The following is a 20,379-nucleotide window of genomic DNA, read 5'->3' on the forward strand; positions in this document are numbered from 1 at the left end:
CTGACGTGGATATTCAGGTAGTTAAAGGCAACCCCACCGAGGCGGAACTGCAGGCGCTGACCGAGGTGCTGCTGCAGCTCCAGCGCGAACGCAAGCAGTCCGGGGTGCAGCCTGACGCCAGCATATGGGGTGCGTCCCACCCGGCGACTGCGTTTAACCCGCACGCGTTCGATTCGGCGGCGTATTACTAATGCGGTTGGTGTTGGCGTCGCAGTCCCCGTCGCGACGCATGCTACTCGAACAAGGTGGCGTCACCCCCGTGCTGCGTCCCGCGCACATCGATGAGGATGCGGTGATCGCCTCGCTCGGCGACGTCCCACCCGCCACCACCGTGGCCACCCTCGCCCGCGCAAAAGCCGAGACCGCAATTACGGAGTTCCCCGACGACGTTGTTGTTGGCTGCGACAGCATGCTGCTTCTCGACGACACCTTGCTCGGCAAACCCCACACCGTCGACGAAACAATCCGCCGGTGGAAAGCACAGCGCGGCAAGGAAGCACACCTGCTCACCGGGCATGCGGTGTGGTTCGGCGGCGAATGGGTCGTGGATACCGTCACCACCGCCATCCGCTTCGGTGACGTATCCGATGCCGACATCGAGGCCTACGCCCGCTCCGGCCAGCCGCTTCAGTGCGCCGGCGCGTTCACGCTCGAGGCACTCGGCTCCTGGTTTATCGACTCCATCGACGGCGACCCCACCAGCGTCATCGGCCTGTCCATGCCACTTTTGCGCCGCTGCCTGTACCGCTTCGGGCTGGACGCCTCCGACTTCTGGACCGCGTAGCGCACGTTGTGGGTAGCCTGGCCATCATGGAAATCAACGACATGCTTGCACCGAAGCCCATCGAACTTCCCGCCGATCCGGCCACCGGCAAGGACCTCCTTGCCGACGACACCGCGCTCGCCCACCCCGACTCCCCCGCCGTCTGGGCCACCCGCGCCGAGCGTGAACTCGAATCCGGCGACAAACTCATCGCTTACGCCTACGCCCGCACCGGCTACCACCGCTCCCTGGACCGCCTGCGCGCCAACGGATGGAAGGGCTGGGGTCCGGTCCCGGCGTCCCACGAGCCGAACCGCGGTGTGCTCAAAGCCATCGCGATGCTCGCGCTGACCTCCAAGGCGATTGGCGACGACGCCGAGTACGACCGCTGCCGCCAAATGCTTTCCGACGCCGACCCGGCCAGCGTGAAGGAGCTGCTGGGGTAGGCGTCAAAAGCAGATCGTCTAGCTCCCTGAGAGGGGGTACTAGACGATCACGACTCCCCGGATGCATTTCCCCAGGTGATATTGAAAACGGATATCAATAAAATGCGGATCGTCTAGCAGCTCCGAAATGCAACTAGACGATTCGCATTCCCGGTCGGCGAAAACCGGGTCACGACAGACAAGAAGCCCCGGCACGGGATTTTCGGGCCGGGGCGTTGGTGTCGTCGAAAAGTCAGCGCTTACGCGTGCTTCGCCTCCACGCGCTTGATGGCCTCCTCGGCCACCATCTCCTGGATGCCCATGTCGAGCTCCGAGGTGAAGCCGACGCAGGAGCAGTTGATCTCGCCGAGGACGTAGGTGTCCTCCCCGGTCTCGTCGTCATCGGCAAGCATGAAGTCCGCGGTCCAGATCAGCGGAATGTTGTCGCCACCGAGGTTCTCGGCGATGACCGGGCGGGCCTCGGCGAACATGTCGACGAGCTCCTGCCACTCCTCCGGCTTCTGGTAGGTGTACTTCGCGCCGGAGAACAAGGTTGCGGAGAACGCGTCGCCGCCCTCAGCCGGCTTCTTGTGCACAACGAACACCGGGTGCGGGCCGACCAGCAGAATGCGGATCTCACCCTCGACGATGCGCGGCATGAAGCGCATGTCCACGAGCATGCCGTTGTCGCCTTCGATGTACTGGTCACAGAAGTCCATGAACTCGCCGAGCTCGCGCTCCTCAGTGTGGTTGTCCACAGCCTCGGTGCACTTGAGCTTGGTGTCCAGCGGCAGGGCGGTGCCCGGTTCGACGGAGTCGGCCAGGGCTTCGTCGGCAAGGCGCACGCGCCAGATGCCGGAGCCAGTGGAGCCGCGGTTCTGCTTGAGCACGCGCTCGCCGTAGGACAGGGAGGTCGGGAAGGTGTTGTGGAAGTCCTCAACCTCGTAGTACGCGGCGGTATCTTCCGGCACAAGGTCGGTCTTGTTCAGCTTCACCAGGGCATCCTTCGCACCGTAGGAGATCATCTCCTGCGGGGTGGACATGCCGACCAGGCCGGCCTCGGACAGGCGGGTAAGCAGGTCAAAGTAGCCCTTTTCGCCGCCCGGGATGTTGCCCGGGTTCACACGCGAGATGTAGCCGTCGAAGTTCTCGGAGACGTACGTGAACAGGTCGTCGGCCCACTCCGGACGGAAGTAGACAACCTCTGCGTGCCAGCCCTTTTCCTTGATGGCGTTGACAATGGGCATGGTGTCCTTGCGGTGGCCGTCAATGTACTTGTCGGAGCCGCCCTCAACCTCGAAGACAACAATCGCCTTGTGCACGGTGATCCCTTTCATGATGTTGTCCCGCAGCGTGTGAATGCGGTCAGCGCATGCATCGGCGGGGTAGGTAAAAACTCGCGAAACATCTCAGCCGTAGCCGTCGTGTTCCGTCTCTGACTCTATCGGCTTAAAGCGACCCACACAGGGCGGCAGAATTGATAGTGTGCAAGTTCACACCTGTTGTGGCGAGGCGAGGTTTCTCGCCGATTCCGGCCGGGATTTGCTGGTACTACCTGTATCCTTGTCGGTGATTGTTCACTCGCCTATTCCGGCGGGGGCCGCAGAGACGAAAGGCAGCTGACGTGGGTATCGAACTCGACGACAATCCCCAGTTCAAGGACTACGCACATCCTGAGAAGTTTGTCACCGCCGCGTGGCTTTCGGCGCGGCTCGGCGTGGATGGTCTGAAGGTTGTCGAAAGTGATGAGGATGCGTTCCTCTACGACATCGGCCACATTCCGGGCGCGGTGCGCATTGACTGGAAGAGCGATCTTAACGACGAGCTCAACCGCGACTTCATCGACGGCGAAGCCTTTGCCAAACTCATGCGGTCCCGCGGCATCAGCCGCGACGACACGGTGGTGGTCTACGGCGACCACGCCAACTGGTGGGCTGCCTACACCGCCTGGGTGTTCGAGCTGTTCGGCCACCCCGACGTGCGCTTGCTCGATGGCGGACGCGACGCGTGGATGGGTGAGGAGCGCGACACGTCCTTCGTCGTTCCCTCCTACCCCGAGTCTGACTACCCCGTGGTGGAGCGCAAGGACACCGCAGTTCGCACCTTCGCCTCCGAGCTGCTGGATAATCCGCCGGAGCAGCTTATCGACGCCCGCCCAGCCCCCGCTTACCGCGGCGACGGCACCGCCCCTGTGCAACCCCAAGTACCGACGCTGCGCCAGGGCCACATTCCGGGCGCGTTTAGCGTCCCGTGGGGCCGTTCCGTGCACCCGAACGCGCGCTTCCGCCCGTTGGAGGACATCCGCGAGATCTACAAGGATTTCGATCCGAAGAAGCGCACAGTGGTGTACTGCCAGTTGGGCGAAAGCGCGTCGCACACCTGGTACGTCCTGAACAATATTCTCGGTTTCGAGGACGTTGCGCTGTACGACGGTTCCTGGGCCGAGTGGGGCAACATGGTCCGCGTCCCCGTGGCTAAAGGGGATTCCCGTGGTGGGGCTGTAACATAGAACGACATTTGTCCGATTTTCTGACGGTTCGTATTTCCGATTGAAGGACGGGATTGCTTCGTGTCCACCACCGCACCGAATACTGATCTGCCCCGCAGCCTGAGCAAGGTGCTCGTCGCTAATCGCGGCGAGATTGCCGTGCGCGTCATCCGCGCGTGCCAGGACGAAGGTGTTGCGTCGGTCGCGGTGTATGCAGACCCTGATGTCGATGCGCCGTTCGTCGCTCTTGCCGACGAAGCCTTCGCCCTCGGCGGCACCACCGCCGCCGAGTCTTACCTGGACATGGACAAGGTCATCGACGCCGCGCAGAAGTCCGGCGCCGACGCTATCCACCCGGGCTACGGCTTCCTCTCGGAGAACGCCGAGTTCGCGCAGAAGGTCATCGACGCTGGCCTGACCTGGATCGGCCCGTCGCCGGAGGCCATCGCGGCACTCGGTGACAAGGTCACCGCCCGCCACATCGCTGAAGCCGCCGACGCCCCCATGGCGCCCGGCACTAAGGACCCCGTGGCCAACGCTGACGAGGTCGTTGCGTTTGCCGACGAGCACGGCCTGCCCGTTGCCATCAAGGCAGCTTTCGGCGGTGGCGGTCGCGGCATGAAGGTCGCCTACACCCGCGAAGAGATTCCGGAACTGTTTGAGTCCGCCACCCGCGAAGCCACCGCAGCGTTCGGTCGTGGCGAGTGCTTCGTGGAGCGCTACCTGGACAAGGCCCGCCACGTTGAGGCACAGGTGTTGGCTGATCAGCACGGCAACGTTGTGGTCGTCGGTACGCGTGATTGCTCGCTGCAGCGTCGCTTCCAAAAACTTGTCGAAGAAGCCCCAGCGCCCTTCCTCACCGACGAGCAGCGCGAGCGCATCCACTCCTCCGCCAAGGCCATCTGCCGCGAAGCAGGTTACTACGGCGCGGGCACCGTGGAGTACCTCGTTGGCTCTGACGGGCTGATCTCGTTTTTGGAGGTCAACACCCGCCTGCAGGTCGAACACCCCGTCACCGAGGTCACCGCCGGCATCGACCTCGTGCGTGAGCAGTTCCGTATCGCCCGCGGCGAGGAACTGCAGCTGACCGAAGACCCGGCTCCGCGTGGCCACGCTATTGAGTTCCGCATCAACGGCGAAGACGCCGCCGCAAACTTCATGCCGGCACCGGGCACCGTCGTTGCATACGCTGAGCCCACCGGCCCCGGAGTGCGTGTCGATTCCGGCGTGCGCGCAGGCTCCGTCATCGGCGGCCAGTTCGACTCCATGCTGGCGAAACTGATCGTCTACGGCGCCACCCGCCAAGAGGCCATCCAGCGTGCCCGCCGCGCACTCGGCGAATACGTGGTCACCGGCTTCCCCACCGTCATCCCCTTCCACCAGGCCATCCTGGACAACCCGGCATTCGTCGGCACCGAAGACGGCTTCGACGTGTACACCCGCTGGATCGAGGAAGAGTGGGACGGCGAACTGCCCGCGTCCAGCGCCGATGCATCTATCGACGACGCCGATACCGACCTGCCAGCCCGCCACACCTTCGCCGTTGAGGTCGATGGCCGCCGCATCGAAGTTGCCCTGCCCGAGGAGCTCGTCGCCGCAGGCCCAGCCAAGCGCAAGCCGAAGAAGCGCCGCGCAGGCAAGGCTGCTGTCTCCGGTGACGCCGTCGCCTCCCCCATGCAGGGTTCCGTGATCAAGGTCAACGTCTCCGAAGGCGACGAGGTTGCTGAAGGCGATGTCCTGCTGGTCCTCGAGGCCATGAAGATGGAGAACCCAGTCAAGGCACACAAGGCCGGCACCGTCACGGGCCTCGCCGCCGAAGCTGGCGGCCAGGTGACCAAGGGCGCCGTGCTCATGGAGCTGAAGTAGCTGGTTGCTTCGGTGGCGCTTGTCCCACCCATTGCCCTGACAGATTTTGCAGAATCTGTCAGGGCTTTTCTTTGCGACGCTGCGACCAGGCGTTTTATGCACCTTCAAAGGCCGCCTGACACATTCCGCCACAATCCGTCAGCGCAGACCTACGGAAACGGCAAACTGCTCCAACACAGGCCCAAAAAACGGCATGAGCAGGCCCACAACAACGGCGACAGCCACAACAATCGCAGCGATGGCTTCTGGGGAAGTGCTCGAACCTGTAGGAGCCACATCGGTCGCGGGTGCCTCGGGGATGCCGGTGCCGTGGACAACTGGGGCGCTGATCGGCTTGGTGGCGCTGATGAGCTCGATCTCCTGCGCCTCCGATACGCCAGGCCCGTTCACTGGTTTCGAAGCTCTGTTGAGCGAGGACGATTCGCCCTTCCCGTTCGACACCGTGCTCACGCCTGAGTAGACCGCCACCAGTCCCCTGCCGGGTGCCCACACGGGTGCGCCGGAGTCACCTTTCACGCCAAGTTCGCTGTCGAAGTAGACGTTGTTGCCCAGCCGGTCAACGAAGGTGCCGCACCGCTTCTCCCCTGCGCTGAGCAGGCAGACCTCGTCGTTGGGGTGCAGGTCCTCGAGGTCCACCACGGCGTCGGTGGTGATGGTGTTCGCACCCAGTTGGACACCGTCGTCCCAACGGATGATCCCCCAGTCGTTGCCGGTCGCAGACCTACCGAATGCAGTGGAGGGGTAGAACGTTCCGCTTGCCTGGCCCACAGCAGCGCGGCTGCCGTGTTCGCCACAGTGCCCGGCGGTGTAACTGATCCGTTGGTCGGGGTCGTTGAACCCGATGGTGCACATGCCCTTATCGACGACGACCACACGAGCTCCCTGCTCCACCACCGGAACCGCAGCGTTTGCGATTGGGGTGAGGGCAAGGGCGGTTGCGGTGGTCGTCGAGAGGCATATGCGGCGGAGCATGGAAAAAGATTAACGTGGTGGGCATGGATTACACACCTGAGTTCGAACTACGTGAAGCAACTGAATCCGACCGCACGTACCTGCGCCGCCTGAACTTTCTCACCGACGTGTTCGGGGATGAGCACGGCGAGATCGGACCAGATGAACGTGCAGGCTCCGACAATTACGTCGGCCAATGGGACCCAGAAACCGAAGGCGGCATCCTTGCATTCGACCAGTTCCGTGTGCCAGCGGGCGGTGTCTGGCTGCGCTACTGGCCCACGCCCGAACTGGGTTGGGCCAACCTCGGGAAGGATATTCCGGAGATCGCAATTGCGGTGGAGCGACGCTACGCCGGCCACCGACTCGCCGTCCGACTCCTTGCAGCTGCAGTTGAGTTGGCAGCAAAGCAAGGCGCGTCGAAGGTAGCGCTGTGGGTGGACCCGAACAACGACCGCGCACGCCACCGCTACGAGTCTTTCGGATTCAAAAACGTCGACGGCCACGACAATGTCATGGCCGTCGACGTCGATGACTTCACCGCTTAGGCCACGTTTCGCCTAGGCGGCGCGCCTGCTGGGGGACCACCTCCACCGATAGAGCTCAAAATTTGAGCCCCATTCCTAAGCCTCCAGCAGCCTTTCCCCACGATCAAGCCAGTTAAGCGCAAAGGACTTAATGGCGTCGTGCCACTCAACCTCGTACTGCCGCGACGGCAAGAACGTGCCCACCTCGCGGTATCCGCCAACGGTTTTCACCTCCACGCGGCTGCCAGGCCGGCCACAGTGGGCGGCGGTGTAGCCCGCCCAGAATCCCTTACGAGGCGTCCACGTAGCCCAGCGTGCACTCGGAGACCCCGCCAAAGCGCACCACGTCGCCTTGGGTGACCGTAATGGTTGGGCGGCGGCACTCAGGCGGCGCGGCGGCCAGACAGACGGCACCAGCGGCGGCTGTGGCGGCTCTGGCGCTGTGGGCGCATGCGGGAAAGGTTACCGTGCGTGACTTAAGTGCATGAGTACGGTGGCACCCATGGAGTTCACCTTCCACCGCGCCACAGAATCGGACCGCACCTACTTGCGCCGTCTGAACTTCCTCGCGGACATCTACGGTGACGAATCCAAGGAGGTGCGCCCGGAGCAGTTACCGGACGTGGAACGCTACGTCGACGAGTGGGACCCGCAACGCGACGGCGGGGTCATCGCCTTCGACCAATTCCGCATTCCCGCAGGCGGAGTGTGGTTGCGGTATTGGACGTCGCCTGACCAGGGCTATGCGAACCTCTCGCCCGGCACTCCAGAAATCGCCATCGCCATTGAGAACCGATATGCGGGCCACCGCTTGGGCGAAGCCTTGCTCCGTGAGGTCGTAGACCTCGCCCGGGAGCAGGGTGCTACACAAGTGGCGCTCTTTGTCGCAGAAGACAACCCCCGCGCCCGCCACCGCTATGAAGCGTTCGGCTTCAGCGATGTCGCGGTACCCGGGGGTGTGATGGTCTACCAGCTCTAATCTGCCCTCTCTGCGACGCGCCCTTCCCACCGCGGGATCATGAGGGGGCTGCCGGATTCCGGATCTTGGATGATACTGGCCTCGACGCCGAAAACGTCACGAACCAACTCCTCGGTGATCACGTCGGCGGGCGCGCCGGTGGCCACGACTTCCCCGTCTTTCATCGCGATGATGTTATCCGCGTAGCGCGCCGCTTGGTTGAGATCGTGCAGCACCGCCACCAGGGTGAGGTGGTCGCGCTTGTTCAGCTCGCGGCACAGTTCAAGAAGTTCGATCTGGTAGCGCACATCCAGAAACGTGGTCGGCTCGTCGAGGAGCAGGATCGGAGTCTCCTGCGCAAGAGCGACAGCCATCCAAACACGTTGGCGCTGCCCGCCGGAAAGCTCGTCGACGAAGCGACCGCTGAGCTCGCGCACGTTGGTCGCGTCCATTGCCCCTCCCACGGCACGCTCGTCTTCTGGCGACCAAGGTTTGAAAAGACCCTGGTGGGGATACCGTCCGCGTGAGACGAGATCGATGACACGGATGCCCTCCGGTGCGACCGGCCCCTGGGGAAGCAGGCCGACTTGCTTAGCAACGTGTTTGGTGGGCTGTTCGTGCAGAGACTTGCCGTCGAGAAGCGTCGCCCCTGAAACCGGCGTAATGAGCCGCGTAAGGGACTTCAGCAGCGTCGATTTGCCGCACCCGTTCGGCCCCACAATGACTGTGAACATGCGATCCGGAATCTCGACTGTGACATCGTCGCAGATGATCGCTTCGTCGGAGTACGCCAACTTCGCGTGTTCGGTGCGCAGACGTGCCATTTACTTCCGTCCTTCCTGAATCAGCAGCCAGAGGAAATAGATACCGCCGATGGAGACGGTGACAATGCCTACTGGCAGTGGCGAAGTGGGGTGAATGCGCTGTGCGACAGTGTCTGCGAGCACGAGCAGCAACGCGCCGGTCGCGGCAGTAGGCATCAGCGCCAGCCCGTCGGCGCGCACAAGTCGGCGCGCGATCTGCGGGGCGGCGAGCGCGATGAATGAGATCGGTCCAACGGTGGCGGTGGCTAGTGCGGTCAAGCCAATCCCGGTGATGATCGCGGCGACTTGCACTGCACGCACGTTTTGCCCAAGAGCGGTGGCGAACGGGATGCCGATCTGTGTAAGGCGCATCGGGCGAGCCAACAACGCCGTCACCGCAATGAACACCACCGTGCCCGATGCTGCGAACCCGAGGGTTTTCCAGCTGGTGCCAGCAAGGTTGCCCGCACCCCACAAGCTCGCCATGATCGCGTCCTCGACCGTCGCCGTGAGCAGCAGCCATGTGTTCACCGCGGCCAGCATCGCACTGACACCGATCCCGACGATGATGAGCCGCACTCCCCGAGCATGGCCGTCTTTCGACGCTAGGAAAAACACCGTTACAGCCGTGAGCAAGCCGCCCGCGAGCGCACCGAGCAGGGTGGCCGTGGAACCGCCGCGGAGCACCAGCATAGCGATGAGAGCCCCGGTATAGGAGCCGGTTTGAAAACCGATCACATCCGGCGAACCGAGCGGATTATTGGTGAGGTTTTGAAACAACGCGCCCGACAGAGCGAGCGCAGCACCGAGCACCAGCGCCATCAGCACGCGCGGAGCACGCCACTCCACCACGACCATGTGGGTGAAGTCGTCCCCGCGGCCCAGCACAGCATCGAATACTTGGCCCGCGGTCATCGATGCAGAACCGGTGAAAAGCGCGAAGACGCCGCAAGCAGCCGCCAGCGCGACGAGAACGGCGGTGACTACCACTGCACGCACATCGGTGACGAAGATCGGGCGCTCGCGCGGGCCGATCCCTACCATCGGTCGGCCGAAATCCAGGCGTTGCGTCGTCACAGTTCTGTCACCCGGAACTGGCGCACCATGTAGATAAGGAGGGGCGCGCCGATGAAGGGCGTGACCACCCCTACAGGCATCTCGCCCTGCACAATCACGCGGCCGACCACGTCAGCGAAACCCATGATGGCGGGTGCCAAAATGATCGAGTACGCCATGATCCATCCCTGGTGCGGGCCCACGATCATCCGGCTTAGGTGCGGGGCCAACAACCCGAGGAAAGAAATTGGTCCTGCCACCGCAGTGCCGCCGCCAGCGAGGAGCGCAATAGCGATCAGTGCGACGAGACGAACGCGGTTCGGGTTCGCTCCCATCGCCACGGCAGCGGCCTCGCCCAGCGCGAGCACATCAAGCGACTTCGATAGTGCGAGCGCGAGCACGAGCCCGATCAGAATGAAGGGCACGATCGCGAGCGTATTGTCCAGAGCCTGGTTGGCCGTGGTGCCAGCGGACCAGCCGCGCATCTTCTTCAGAACGTCGGAGTTGGTGAGCAGAACCGCTGAAGTGAACCCGCCGAGGACGGCACCGAGTGCGACGCCGGACAGTGTCATCCGGATCGGGTTGCCTCGCATCGGCCCAGCATTTCCGATGAGGAATACAGCGAACGATGTAACGGTCGCACCTGTGAATGCCAACCACATGTATTGGTTGATGTCGGTGAGACCGAAGTAGGCGATGCCTACCACCACCGCCAGAGAAGCGCCGGCATTGACGCCGAGGATTCCGGGGTCTGTCAGGGGGTTTCTGGTCACTGCCTGCATCAAGCCGCCCGCGACACCGAACGCGGCCCCTGCCACCAAAATCAGCACGGTGCGCGGCACCCGCGACTGCCACACCACCTGCGACACCGGGTCGGCCGGATCGGGCGAACGGAGGAAATGCCACAGCTCGCTGAGCGTAATCTCGCGCGCACCGACGGTAAGGCTGAGCACGAGCGAGACCGCGAGCAACGCGATGAGCACCCATGCGCCGACAACTCGGTACGCGAGCGGGTGGGGCTGTGGCGGTGCTAGCTGGGCTTCCGTTTCGGTGGGCGCAGGCGCTGTGGTGATCGTCATGGTTCGCGGTGGGCGGGTCGAGGGCTTAGGAGACCTTGTTGAAGCCCTGGACCTTTGTGGCGAGTCCGTCCAACCAGTCGGCGTAGTGGCGCGAGGTCAGCGCACCCTTTGAGTTCCAGGCGTAGAGCTGACCAGCCTGGACCGACGGCAGCGAGTCCCACATTTCGGCGGTGAAGGGGTCAGCTTCGTCGTAGTCCTCGACGAGCATGACATCGGTGGGGTATTTCGAGGCTTCCTCCCAGGCGATCCACGCCCACGGGCTGCCCTCGTGACCCTCGGTCGGGCCAGCGAGGGTCGCGCCGAGCGACTTCAGCAGATCCGCATGGGGGCCGTTCGCGCTGGTGTAGAGCATCTCCTTGGTGGGGCTCGACAGCATGAAGCTCAAGTCTTCGCCAGCAATGGCATCGGAGAAGTTCTGCTTCGCAGCCGCGTAGTCTTGGTCTGCCTTAGTGATGTGCGAGGCGGTGACATCGGCGCCGAGGAACTCGGCGAGCTCGCGGACGTTGGCGATGCCCTCGTCCACGGTGTCGCCGCCGGGCAGCGGCACGAACTGGGCGACGCGAGTGAGTTGGGAGTTCACATCCTCTTTGAACCATTGCCAACCGTCTGCTGTGCCGAAGCCAATGATCGCGTCCGGTTTGAGCTGTGCGAGTTTCTCCAAGTCAATCTCGCCGTCGGTGCCGATCTGCTCAATCCCGGTGGTGTCCGCCCCACCCATCACGGTCGGGTCGTCGCACTGGTAACCGAAGATGGCGTTCGGCTTGATGCCGTACTCATCGAGGGTGGAGTAGGCGTAGCAGTCCATGACGATGTTCTTGGGCTGCTCGGCGAACTCGATTTTCAGGCCGTCAATGCTCGGGTGGTTAAACACCAGCGCACCGGATGCCTGGGCATTGCTCGAAGCGGACGCGGAGGAGGATGTCGCGGCGTCCGAGGCAGACACGGTGGAAGTTGCAGTGGAAGTTGAGGCGGAGTTGGAAGGAGATGAGCTGCAGCCTGTGAGAGCGAGGCCAACAGCAAAGGTGAGCACTGCACCGAGTTTCGCGCGCATGCGGGATCCCTTTCAGTCGAAATGTGGCCTGAGCAGAAAACCAGGCGAGCACTTAGCAAAGGCAAACCTAACAGATGGTCTGGGTTAGGTAAAGCAGCCCTTACCATCTCGCGAGGAAGTTACCCCCGCGCCTGTCCTCGAATCCAGAACGCGCTGAATGTGACATTTTTGGGATCAATCCCCCACTCTTGCACGGCGAATCGTCGCACCCCCGCTGCGAGGTCTCGTTCGCCGCAACACCAGACACTCTCCGGGCGCTCGTGAGAGCGAAGCTCGGAGACAACTGCCTCCAGCAACCTGTCCTGCTGGGCGGTGACCAGGGCCAGTGACCTCACGCGGGATTGCCAGCGCTCAACCAGCCCAGGCTCGAATTCGTCGTTCGTGGTGGCGGCGAACACGACATCTGCCGCAGCCAGCTCAGCAGGGTGGAATTGCTCGAGGAATTCAAGAATTGCTGCGACTGAAGGCGCTGCAGTGGGGTCGGCGACCAGCAGCTGCGATGTGCCTGGCTTTGGCTCGCGCCGGAACCACAGCCCGTTCGCGGGGTAGATTCCGCAGGTGTCCCCAGGCGCGACGCGCAGCGCCCAACGCAACGCGGGCCCGATGTCGGTGTCCGAGGCATCCGAAACACCGTGTGTGACCAATAGGAAGCTCAGGGTGCCAGCAGCTCGGTCGAGACTTCGAACTGTGTACCACCGAAGGTCGGGTCGCACGGCATCCGGAAGCGCGGCAAGTTGGGCTCGTAGATTGCTTACCCGAGTTGTCGTTAATGGGACATAGTCCTTGCCAGGCCCCGGCATGAGGAGGCCGAAGAACTCGTCTGGGCCTACCAATTGGTGGTCGCGCAATTCAGGCGCAACCACGGAGATCTCAAGGAGGTCGGGGGCAACCCGTTCAACATTGGCGACGGTGACTGTGAGTGCATCGCTTTTCTCGCGCTGAGGCCAGTCCGTGAGCTGAATGTCCGAAAAGTTGTTAGAACCGAAAACCATGAAAGGTAGTTTAGGCTTACCTACATCATTGTGCCGAGACGCCCAGCCGCCAAAACGCCGAAAGCGCCGGCACTCCGGGTGGAGGTCGGCGCTTTGGACGTCGTCAGGCGAAAAGCTCTTAAGCGATAACCACCACGAGGTCGCCGCCTTCCACCTTGGTCGGCTTGGTCAGCGCGATGCGCTCGATCACGCCCGACTTCGGTGCGGAGATCGCGGCCTCCATCTTCATAGCCTCGATGGTTGCGACCGGGTCGCCTTCCTTGACCTCGTCGCCTTCCTTCACCGTGACGGTGACGGCACCAGCGAACGGTGCGGCAACGTGGCCCGGGTTGGACGCGTCGGCCTTCTCCACCTCAGCAACGGTGGACTCGACGTTCTCGTCGCGGACGGCAACCGGCCGGACCTGGCCGTTGACGGTCAGGATGACCTGGCGCATGCCCTTCTCATCCGGCTCGCCGACAGCGTCGAGGCTGACCACCAGCGGCGGACGGTTTTCGTCGATCTCGCCGTAGTAGATCATGGTCTCCACGCCCTCTTCAAGGCCGTAGAAGAAGGTCTTGTCACCCAACTGGTCGGTGATGCCGTAGGTGCGCAGGTGCTCCTGGTACTCGGCGTACTGCTTCGGGAATAGCAGCTGATCCAGCGCCGCACGACGCACACTGTGGTCGTCGGACTGCAGATCCGGCTCGAGCTCTGCCGGCACCTGGACGGTGTGGTCGACCTCGGAGCGGTTCTCCAGTGCCTTGTCGCGCAGCAGCGGCCAGCCACCCGGAGGGGTACCCAGCTCGCCCTGCAGGAAGCCGATGACAGATTCCGGAATGTCGTACTTGCGCGGGTTCTCTGCGAACTCCTGCGGGCTGACACCCTGGCCGACGAGCTGCAGGGCCAGGTCGCCAACCACCTTGGAGGACGGGGTGACCTTCGTCGGGCGACCGAGGATCTCGTTCACGCCTGCGTAGTAGTCCTCGATGAGCTCGAAGCGATCCTCCAGACCAAGGGCCTTCGCCTGGGTGCGCAGGTTGGAGAGCTGACCGCCCGGAATCTCGTGCTTGTACACACGGCCGGTCGGGCCCGGAATGCCGGACTCGAACGGTGCGTACACCTGGCGCACGGCTTCCCAGTACGGCTCCATATCGAAGACGGCCTGCAGGTCGATGCCGGTGTCGCGCTCGGTGTTCTCAAACGCTGCGACGAGGGCGGACATCGACGGCTGGGAGGTGGTGCCTGCCAGCGGAGCGGATGCAACGTCGACGATGTCGGCACCGGCGTTGGCAGCCGCAAGGTAGGTCGAGAGCTGACCGCCCGCAGTGTCGTGGGTGTGGACGTGCACCGGCAGGTCGAAGCGCTCACGCAGCGCCTTCACCAGCTTGGCGGCTGCTGCCGGACGCATCAGGCCAGCCATGTCCTTAATCGCCAGGACGTGGGCGCCAGCCTCGACGATCTCCTCGGCGAGCTTCAGGTAGTAGTCCAGCGTGTACAGATCCTCATTCGGATCCATCAGGTTGCCGGAGTACGCCATCGCAACCTCGGCGACGGTGGTGTTGGTTTCCAGCACTGCGTCGATCGCCGGGCGCATCTGGGAGACGTCATTCAGCGCGTCGAAGATTCGGAAGATGTCAATACCGGACGAGGCTGCTTCCTGGACGAACGCCTTGGTCACGTTGTCCGGGTACGGGGTGTAGCCAACAGTGTTGCGGCCACGCAGCAGCATCTGAATGTTGACGTTCGGCATCGCCTCGCGCAGCTCGTCGAGACGCATCCACGGCGACTCGTGGAGGAAGCGCATGCCCACATCGAAGGTAGCGCCGCCCCATGCCTCAACGGAGGTCAACTCCGGGGTCAGGTGACCCACATGCTTCGCGGCAGCCACAAGGGTGTTGGTGCGAATACGGGTTGCCAAAAGTGACTGGTGAGCGTCACGGAACGTGGTCTCGGTGACACCCAGAGCGGTCTGCTTGCGGATCTTCTCAGCCCACTTTGTCGGGCCGAGCTCAAGCAGGTCGTCGCGGGAACCACGCGGCAGATCGCCGTACTTGGATTCCGGCAGCTTCTTCGACGGCTGAATGTTCGTCGGGCGAGCACCGTTTGGCTGGTTCACCGTAACGGATGCCAGGTAATCGAGGATCTTGCCGGCATCGTCAGCCGCGGCCGGAGCCTCGAGCAGGTGCGGGTGGTCCGCGATGAAGCCGGTGTTGATGCGCTCGTTGCGGAACTCGTCCTCGCTGAGCAGGGCGCGCAGGAAGCCGATGTTCGTGGACAGGCCCGTAATGGAGAACTCGTTCAGGGCGCGCAGGGCACGGTCGACGGCGACCTGGAAGTTGCGGCCACGGCAGGTCATCTTGACCAGCAGGGAGTCGAAGTTCGGGGTGATGGTGGTACCGACGGCCACGGAGCCGTCGAGACGCACACCTGCACCACCCGGGGAGCGGTAGCCGGTGACCACGCCGGAGTCCGGTCGGAAGCCGTTGGCCGGGTCCTCGGTGGTGATGCGACACTGCAGGGCCGCGCCGTTGACCTCGATGAGGTCCTGGGTGAGGTGGATGTCCTCCAGCTTCGCGCCGGCGGCGATGTACATCTGGTTCTTTACGATGTCGATGCCGGTGACTTCCTCAGTCACCGTGTGTTCCACCTGCACGCGCGGGTTCATCTCGATGAAGACGTGGTTGCCGGACTCGTCGACAAGAAACTCGACCGTACCTGCGCCCTCGTAGTTGATTTCCTTACAGAACGCCACAGCGTCGGCACAGATCTTCTGGCGCTGCTCTTCCGTGATGTGCTGCGCCGGAGCGATCTCAACAACCTTCTGGTGGCGGCGCTGCACGGAGCAGTCACGCTCAAACAGGTGCACCACGTTGCCGTAAGAGTCAGCCATGATCTGCACCTCAATGTGCTGCGGGCGGATCACGGCGCGCTCGATGTAGACGTTCGGGTCACCGAAGGCTGCCTCAGCCTCGCGGGATGCCTCAGCTGCGAGACGCTCAACGTCTTCGATCTTCTCAATGAAGCGCATGCCGCGTCCGCCGCCACCGGCGACAGCCTTCACAAACACCGGGAACTCGAAGTCCTTGGCAAATTCTGCCAGCTGTTTCGGGTCGGACGACGGCTCAGAGTCCTTCAGCACCGGCAGGCCGGCACGCTCAGCAGCCTGGACAGCGGCGGACTTGTCGCCCGTCAGGTCCAGCGTCTCCGGGGTCGGGCCGATGAACTTAATGCCGTTGTCGCGGCAGGCACGAGCCAGGTCAGCACGCTCGGAGAGGAAGCCGTAGCCCGGGTAGACGGCATCTGCGCCAGTTTGCTTCGCGGCACGGATGATTTCGTCGATGTTCAGGTACGCCTTGACCGGCTGGCCGGCCTCGCCGATCTGGACTGCCTCGTCCGCGAACGGACGGTGGAACGAGTTACGGTCCTCGCGGGGGTAGACCGCGACGGTCTTCGCGCCAGTTTCAAAGGCTGCACGGAAGGCACGAACGGCGATCTCACCGCGGTTAGCTACCAGGATTTTCTTGAATGCTGGCAGGTCATTAAGCGGGAGGTTATCCGGGTTCATTTGGTTCCTTTCCTCAAGGAAAGATCGAAGTCATACTGCAACGGGTAGTTTAGTACAGGTCACACTTTTCTTGGGTCGTTTTCGCCAACGAATGTGACACGTTTGCACCCTAACGCGGGGGTGCAAAAACGCGGGCGCCGCGTTGCGACGACCCGCGTTTCGGGGGTGATCCGCTTACGCCTTGACGTGGCGCTCCTCCGGGCCGTTGTAGGCCGAGAGCGGACGGATCAGGGAGTTGTTCTCAAACTGCTCGATGATGTGAGCGGTCCAGCCGGTAATGCGGGACATCACAAACAGCGGGGTGAAGAACTCGATGTCGAAGCCCAGGATGTAGTAGGCCGGGCCCGACGGGAAGTCCAGGTTCGGACGGATCTTGATCGAGGTGTTGTCGTGCATGGTCTTGGCCATGATGTCGTACATCTCGACCCACTTCTGAGCGTCCTTCTCCGGATGCTCGGCAGCGAGCTTCTTGAAGGCGGCTTCCATCGTCGGCACGCGCGAGTCGCCCTTCTTGTACACGCGGTGGCCGAAGCCCATGACGAGCTCCTTGTTCTTGAGCTTGTCCAGGCACCACTGCTCTGCCTTGGCCGGGTCGCCGATTTCGGTCATGTGGTGCATGACGAACTCGTTGGCGCCACCGTGCAGCGGGCCCTTCAGGGCACCGATTGCGCCGGTGATTGCGGACCAGCCGTCGGACATGGTCGAGGCAATCGTGCGGGCCGTGAAGGTGGAGGCGTTGAAGGAGTGCTCGGCGTAGAGGATCATCGTCTTCTCAAACGCCTCGATGTCGGACGGGATGTTGGCCGGGGACTTCTCATCGTCACCGAAAACCATCCAGAGGAAGTTTTCGGAGAAGCCCTTCTCCTTGCTCGGGGCGATGTACTCCTTGCCCTGGCGGCGACGGATGTCGGTTGCGACGATCGTCGGCAGCTTGGCCAGCAGCTTGCGGCCGATGCCACGCAGGTGATCGGAATCCGGGGTGAACTTCTCCGGATCCTCTGCACCCAGGTAGGACACTGCGGTGCGCAGCACGTCCATCGGGTGGCAGTCCTTCGGCATGAAGTTGATGATCTGGATCAGTTCTTCATCGATGTCGCGGTTTTCCATGCAGCCACCGCGGAACTCTGCAAACTGCTCCTCGGTCGGCAGTTCACCGTTCCACAGCAGGTATGCCACTTCCTCGAAGGTGCAATGCTCTGCCAGTTCCTGGACCGGGTAGCCGCGGTACAGCAGCGAGTTGGTCTCCGGGTTGACCTTGGACACTGCGGTGTAGTCAGCGACAACGCCGTTGAGGCCCTTACGAATTTCCTGCTCAGTCATGATGATTCACTCCTTCTTGGTGGTGGTGTTGGTGGTGGCGGTCTACTGCTCAAAGGTGGAGCTGTAGGTGTCTTTCGAGTAGGTGAAGACGGATTGGTCGAACTGGTTGTATTCGTCGTAACGCACCAGTTCGTAGAGGCGCGCGCGGTGCTGCATCTTGTCCAGCCACGGCACCTGGGTGCCGGTTTCTGCGATGTCGCGCAGCATTGCTTCGGTCTGGCCCATGGCGATACGGAAGGTGGTCACCGGCCAGATCACGGCGTTGTAGCCGAGGTTTTCCAGCTGCTGGGCGCTGAGCAGGTCGGTCTTGCCAAACTCGGTCATGTTGGCCAGAAGCGGCGTGTCCACGGCGGCGCGGAACTTGGCAAAGTCTTCCTCCGAGTACAGCGCTTCGGTGAAGATGAGGTCCGCACCTGCGTCGGCGTATGCCTTCGCACGCTCGATGGCCTCGTCGATGCCTTCGATGCCGGCGGCGTCGGTGCGGGCACAGATGACAAAGTCGTCGTCCTGGCGCTCGCGCACCGCTGCGGTGATGCGGCGGATCATCAGGTCACGCGGCACAACTTCCTTGCCGTCGAGGTGGCCGCAGCGCTTCGGGTTGACCTGGTCTTCCAGGTGGAGGCCAGCCAGGCCTGCCGCTTCAAACTCGGCGACGGTGCGGGCTGCGGACATCGGCTCGCCGAAGCCGGTGTCGGCGTCGATGAGCACCGGCAGGTTGGTGGCGCGGGCGATCTGGCCGCCGCGGTTTGCAACCTCGGAAAGCGTGGTCAGGCCGATGTCCGGCAGGCCCAGGTCGTTGGCTACCACGGCGCCGGAGACGTACACGCCGGAGAAGGATCCGATGTCCTCGATCAGGCGCGCGGTCAGCGGGTTGAAGGCGCCGGGCAGGGTGGTGATTTTTTCGTCGACAAGCGATGCTCGCAGTGCTTTGCGACGCTCGTTCGGGGTTGTGTCAGGCTTGAACATTAGAAGATGCCTCCCGGGATCTCCTCTGCAGCGGCGCGGGTTGCGTCGTTGACGCGGATGTTAAGTTCGGTCAGGTCAGTGAGGTTTTCCAGATCCTGCACGGCGGCGAGGAAGCGGTCCTGCTCGTCCTTATCGACGATGCCCTCAGCCAGGGTGCGGAACTTCTGGATGTAGTTCTCACGCTCGAACGGACGAGCACCGTACGGGTGGGCGTCGGCGACAGCCATCTCATCCTCGATGACAGTGCCGTCGTTGAAGGTGATGACAGCCTTGGCGCCGAATGCCTTCTCGTCCGGATCCTGCGAGTGGTAGCGACGGGTCCACTCCGGGTCCTCCACCGTGGACACCTTGTGCCACAGCTCGACGGTCTCCGGACGGTTTGCGCGCTCCGGGGTGTAGGAGTCGACGTGGTGCCAGCCGCCGTCCTCAAGGGCGACAGCGAACATGTACATGATCGAGTGGTCCAGAGTCTCGCGGGATGCCTTCGGATCCATCTTCTGCGGGTCGTTCGCGCCGGTGCCGATGACGTAGTGGGTGTGGTGCGAGGTGTGCAGCACGATGGACTCGATCTCGGCGGTGGTCTTGCCTGCGTCTGCGATGGTCTGCTTCATGCGACGAGCCAGGTCAATCGGAGCCTGTGCCTGGTACTCGGCGGAGTGTTCCTTGGTGTAGGTGTCCAGGATCGCGCGCTTCGGCTCGCCGTCTGCCGGCAGCGGGACGGTGTAGGTGCGCTCCGGGGAGTGCAGCATCCATGCAATGAAGCCGTCTTCGCCTTCCCAGATCGGGGCCGGTGCGCCCTCGCCGCGCATGGCGCGGTCCACCGCTTCGATGGCCATCTTGCCGGCGAACGCCGGGGCGGATGCCTTCCAGGAGGAGATCAGGCCCTTGCGGGACTGGCGGGGTGCGGTGGTGGTGTGCAGCGCCTGGCCGATTGCCTGGTAGATGGTGTCCACGTCCAGGTTGAGCATGGTGCCGATGCCAGCTGCGGCCGAGGGGCCAAGGTGTGCAACGTGGTCGATCTTCCACTCGTGCAGGCAGATGCCCTTGACCAGGTTGACCTGGATTTCGTAGCCGGTGGCGATGCCGCGGATCAGCGCCTTACCGTCGAGGCCCTTGTGCTGTGCAACAGCAAGGATCGGCGGGATGTTGTCGCCCGGGTGGGAGTATTCGGCTGCCAGGAAGGTGTCGTGGAAGTCGAGCTCGCGCACGGCGGTGCCGTTTGCGAAAGCGACCCATTCTGCGGAGTAGGTGCCGTCTTCGCCGAAGACGAGTGCACCCTTGTTGTCTGCCGGGTGTGCCTTGGCCATTGCGCGGGCGACGGCGACCGGGCGGCGGTTATAGGAGGCAACAGCGACAGAAGCGTTGTCGATGATGCGGTTGATGATCATTTCGCGGGTATCTTCCGGCACCTCAACCGGGTCGGCCGCGACCTTGGCAATCTTGTAGGCCAGATGCTCTTCAATCGGGAAGTCTTCTGCGGACTTATGGGTGCGTACCTCGTGTTGGATCATTCTTCGGCTCCTTCTGGCAATCGAGATGATGACGAACCTCATATTAGGAGCGAAAGTGTGTTGCGCATCATAGTGG

Annotated in this window: 19 protein-coding genes; 7 read left to right on the top strand and 12 right to left on the bottom strand. The window is 63.1% G+C overall.

Annotated features, from left to right (window positions below; all coding sequences use genetic code 11):
• The first annotated feature begins 5 nt into the window (after positions 1 to 5).
• Genes HMPREF3171_RS01495 through HMPREF3171_RS01505 form a run of 3 tightly spaced genes read left to right on the top strand, consistent with a single transcriptional unit; the run spans position 6 to position 1,209 of the window.
• A complete protein-coding gene (locus HMPREF3171_RS01495) occupies positions 6 to 191 on the top strand; it encodes an acyl-CoA carboxylase subunit epsilon (RefSeq protein ID WP_070482375.1) in 186 nt (61 codons plus the stop codon).
• Complete coding sequence (locus HMPREF3171_RS01500) at positions 191 to 784, top strand: Maf family protein (RefSeq protein WP_070482377.1); 594 nt, start codon at positions 191 to 193, stop codon at positions 782 to 784. The genes HMPREF3171_RS01495 and HMPREF3171_RS01500 overlap by 1 nt, the downstream gene beginning before the upstream one ends.
• Positions 785 to 810: 26 nt before the next feature.
• Positions 811 to 1,209: a DUF3151 domain-containing protein gene (locus HMPREF3171_RS01505; RefSeq protein ID WP_070449528.1), complete on the top strand. Its 399-nt coding sequence runs from the start codon at positions 811 to 813 to the stop codon at positions 1,207 to 1,209.
• Positions 1,210 to 1,448: 239 nt separating this feature from the next.
• Here HMPREF3171_RS01505 and HMPREF3171_RS01510 read toward each other — a convergent pair whose 3' ends face one another.
• The gene (locus HMPREF3171_RS01510; RefSeq protein ID WP_070422883.1) at positions 1,449 to 2,510 is read right to left on the bottom strand and encodes a Cj0069 family protein; all 1,062 of its coding nucleotides are present in this window, start codon (positions 2,508 to 2,510) and stop codon (positions 1,449 to 1,451) included.
• 302 nt (positions 2,511 to 2,812) lie between these two features.
• Here HMPREF3171_RS01510 and HMPREF3171_RS01515 point away from each other — a divergent pair, with 302 nt between their 5' ends.
• On the top strand, positions 2,813 to 3,697 hold the full coding sequence (locus HMPREF3171_RS01515; protein WP_070422836.1) for a sulfurtransferase: 885 nt from the start codon (positions 2,813 to 2,815) through the stop codon (positions 3,695 to 3,697).
• Positions 3,698 to 3,757: 60 nt separating this feature from the next.
• Entirely contained in the window at positions 3,758 to 5,542 is a 1,785-nt protein-coding gene (locus HMPREF3171_RS01520) for an acetyl/propionyl/methylcrotonyl-CoA carboxylase subunit alpha (protein WP_246815294.1), read from the top strand.
• Positions 5,543 to 5,680: 138 nt separating this feature from the next.
• Here HMPREF3171_RS01520 and HMPREF3171_RS01525 read toward each other — a convergent pair whose 3' ends face one another.
• A complete protein-coding gene (locus tag HMPREF3171_RS01525; protein ID WP_070482378.1) occupies positions 5,681 to 6,514 on the bottom strand; it encodes a chymotrypsin family serine protease in 834 nt (277 codons plus the stop codon).
• 23 nt (positions 6,515 to 6,537) lie between these two features.
• Between HMPREF3171_RS01525 and HMPREF3171_RS01530 the strand changes: the two genes are divergently transcribed.
• Positions 6,538 to 7,041, top strand: coding sequence for a GNAT family N-acetyltransferase (locus HMPREF3171_RS01530; protein WP_070482544.1), 504 nt, complete (start codon positions 6,538 to 6,540; stop codon positions 7,039 to 7,041).
• Between the two features lie 75 nt (positions 7,042 to 7,116).
• Here the strand turns inward: HMPREF3171_RS01530 and HMPREF3171_RS11775 are convergent, their stop codons facing one another.
• The gene (locus tag HMPREF3171_RS11775; protein ID WP_141743307.1) at positions 7,117 to 7,356 is read right to left on the bottom strand and encodes a hypothetical protein; all 240 of its coding nucleotides are present in this window, start codon (positions 7,354 to 7,356) and stop codon (positions 7,117 to 7,119) included.
• A gap of 166 nt (positions 7,357 to 7,522) precedes the next feature.
• Here HMPREF3171_RS11775 and HMPREF3171_RS01535 point away from each other — a divergent pair, with 166 nt between their 5' ends.
• On the top strand, positions 7,523 to 7,999 hold the full coding sequence (locus HMPREF3171_RS01535) for a GNAT family N-acetyltransferase (RefSeq protein ID WP_083291903.1): 477 nt from the start codon (positions 7,523 to 7,525) through the stop codon (positions 7,997 to 7,999).
• Here the strand turns inward: HMPREF3171_RS01535 and HMPREF3171_RS11780 are convergent.
• The 9 genes from HMPREF3171_RS11780 to prpD all read right to left on the bottom strand — a co-directional run bounded on the left by HMPREF3171_RS11780 (position 7,996) and on the right by prpD (position 20,303).
• Positions 7,996 to 8,802: an ABC transporter ATP-binding protein gene (locus HMPREF3171_RS11780; protein WP_070482382.1), complete on the bottom strand. Its 807-nt coding sequence runs from the start codon at positions 8,800 to 8,802 to the stop codon at positions 7,996 to 7,998. The genes HMPREF3171_RS01535 and HMPREF3171_RS11780 overlap by 4 nt on opposite strands.
• Positions 8,803 to 9,858, bottom strand: coding sequence for a FecCD family ABC transporter permease (locus HMPREF3171_RS11785; protein ID WP_246815295.1), 1,056 nt, complete (start codon positions 9,856 to 9,858; stop codon positions 8,803 to 8,805). It abuts the gene before it with no gap.
• Complete coding sequence (locus tag HMPREF3171_RS01550) at positions 9,855 to 10,916, bottom strand: FecCD family ABC transporter permease (protein ID WP_141743308.1); 1,062 nt, start codon at positions 10,914 to 10,916, stop codon at positions 9,855 to 9,857. The genes HMPREF3171_RS11785 and HMPREF3171_RS01550 overlap by 4 nt, the downstream gene beginning before the upstream one ends.
• A 25-nt stretch (positions 10,917 to 10,941) precedes the next feature.
• Positions 10,942 to 11,967 carry an ABC transporter substrate-binding protein gene (locus tag HMPREF3171_RS01555; protein WP_083291904.1) on the bottom strand — a complete coding sequence of 342 codons (1,026 nt, stop codon included), beginning with the start codon at positions 11,965 to 11,967 and terminating at the stop codon, positions 10,942 to 10,944.
• Between the two features lie 119 nt (positions 11,968 to 12,086).
• Positions 12,087 to 12,959: a siderophore-interacting protein gene (locus HMPREF3171_RS01560; RefSeq protein WP_083291905.1), complete on the bottom strand. Its 873-nt coding sequence runs from the start codon at positions 12,957 to 12,959 to the stop codon at positions 12,087 to 12,089.
• 118 nt (positions 12,960 to 13,077) lie between these two features.
• Entirely contained in the window at positions 13,078 to 16,506 is a 3,429-nt protein-coding gene (locus tag HMPREF3171_RS01565) for a pyruvate carboxylase (RefSeq protein WP_070482383.1), read from the bottom strand.
• Positions 16,507 to 16,680: 174 nt separating this feature from the next.
• Positions 16,681 to 17,826, bottom strand: a complete 1,146-nt coding sequence (locus HMPREF3171_RS01570; protein WP_070422833.1) for a bifunctional 2-methylcitrate synthase/citrate synthase — start codon at positions 17,824 to 17,826, stop codon at positions 16,681 to 16,683.
• Between the two features lie 42 nt (positions 17,827 to 17,868).
• Positions 17,869 to 18,792: a methylisocitrate lyase gene (gene prpB / locus HMPREF3171_RS01575; protein ID WP_070422832.1), complete on the bottom strand. Its 924-nt coding sequence runs from the start codon at positions 18,790 to 18,792 to the stop codon at positions 17,869 to 17,871.
• The gene (prpD, locus tag HMPREF3171_RS01580; protein WP_070482385.1) at positions 18,792 to 20,303 is read right to left on the bottom strand and encodes a 2-methylcitrate dehydratase PrpD; all 1,512 of its coding nucleotides are present in this window, start codon (positions 20,301 to 20,303) and stop codon (positions 18,792 to 18,794) included. Before prpD ends, prpB begins: the two co-directional genes overlap by 1 nt.
• Between the last annotated feature and the right edge of the window lie 76 nt (positions 20,304 to 20,379).

It is taken from the genome of Corynebacterium sp. HMSC08F01, assembly GCF_001807545.1.
In the GTDB taxonomy this organism is placed as follows: domain Bacteria; phylum Actinomycetota; class Actinomycetes; order Mycobacteriales; family Mycobacteriaceae; genus Corynebacterium; species Corynebacterium coyleae.

Excerpts from the sequence above, each read along its gene's own strand:
- HMPREF3171_RS01560 (WP_083291905.1), bottom strand. The coding sequence starts at position 12,959 with ATGGTTTTCGGTTCTAACAACTTTTCGGACATTCAGCTCACGGACTGG.
- HMPREF3171_RS01565 (WP_070482383.1), bottom strand. The coding sequence starts at position 16,506 with ATGAACCCGGATAACCTCCCGCTTAATGACCTGCCAGCATTCAAGAAA.
- HMPREF3171_RS01555 (WP_083291904.1), bottom strand. The coding sequence starts at position 11,967 with ATGCGCGCGAAACTCGGTGCAGTGCTCACCTTTGCTGTTGGCCTCGCT.
- HMPREF3171_RS01505 (WP_070449528.1), top strand. The coding sequence starts at position 811 with ATGGAAATCAACGACATGCTTGCACCGAAGCCCATCGAACTTCCCGCC.
- prpD (WP_070482385.1), bottom strand. The coding sequence starts at position 20,303 with ATGATCCAACACGAGGTACGCACCCATAAGTCCGCAGAAGACTTCCCG.
- HMPREF3171_RS01530 (WP_070482544.1), top strand. The coding sequence starts at position 6,538 with ATGGATTACACACCTGAGTTCGAACTACGTGAAGCAACTGAATCCGAC.
- HMPREF3171_RS01550 (WP_141743308.1), bottom strand. The coding sequence starts at position 10,916 with ATGACGATCACCACAGCGCCTGCGCCCACCGAAACGGAAGCCCAGCTA.
- HMPREF3171_RS01535 (WP_083291903.1), top strand. The coding sequence starts at position 7,523 with ATGGAGTTCACCTTCCACCGCGCCACAGAATCGGACCGCACCTACTTG.
- HMPREF3171_RS01525 (WP_070482378.1), bottom strand. The coding sequence starts at position 6,514 with ATGCTCCGCCGCATATGCCTCTCGACGACCACCGCAACCGCCCTTGCC.
- HMPREF3171_RS01500 (WP_070482377.1), top strand. The coding sequence starts at position 191 with ATGCGGTTGGTGTTGGCGTCGCAGTCCCCGTCGCGACGCATGCTACTC.
- HMPREF3171_RS11780 (WP_070482382.1), bottom strand. The coding sequence starts at position 8,802 with ATGGCACGTCTGCGCACCGAACACGCGAAGTTGGCGTACTCCGACGAA.
- prpB (WP_070422832.1), bottom strand. The coding sequence starts at position 18,792 with ATGTTCAAGCCTGACACAACCCCGAACGAGCGTCGCAAAGCACTGCGA.
- HMPREF3171_RS01570 (WP_070422833.1), bottom strand. The coding sequence starts at position 17,826 with ATGACTGAGCAGGAAATTCGTAAGGGCCTCAACGGCGTTGTCGCTGAC.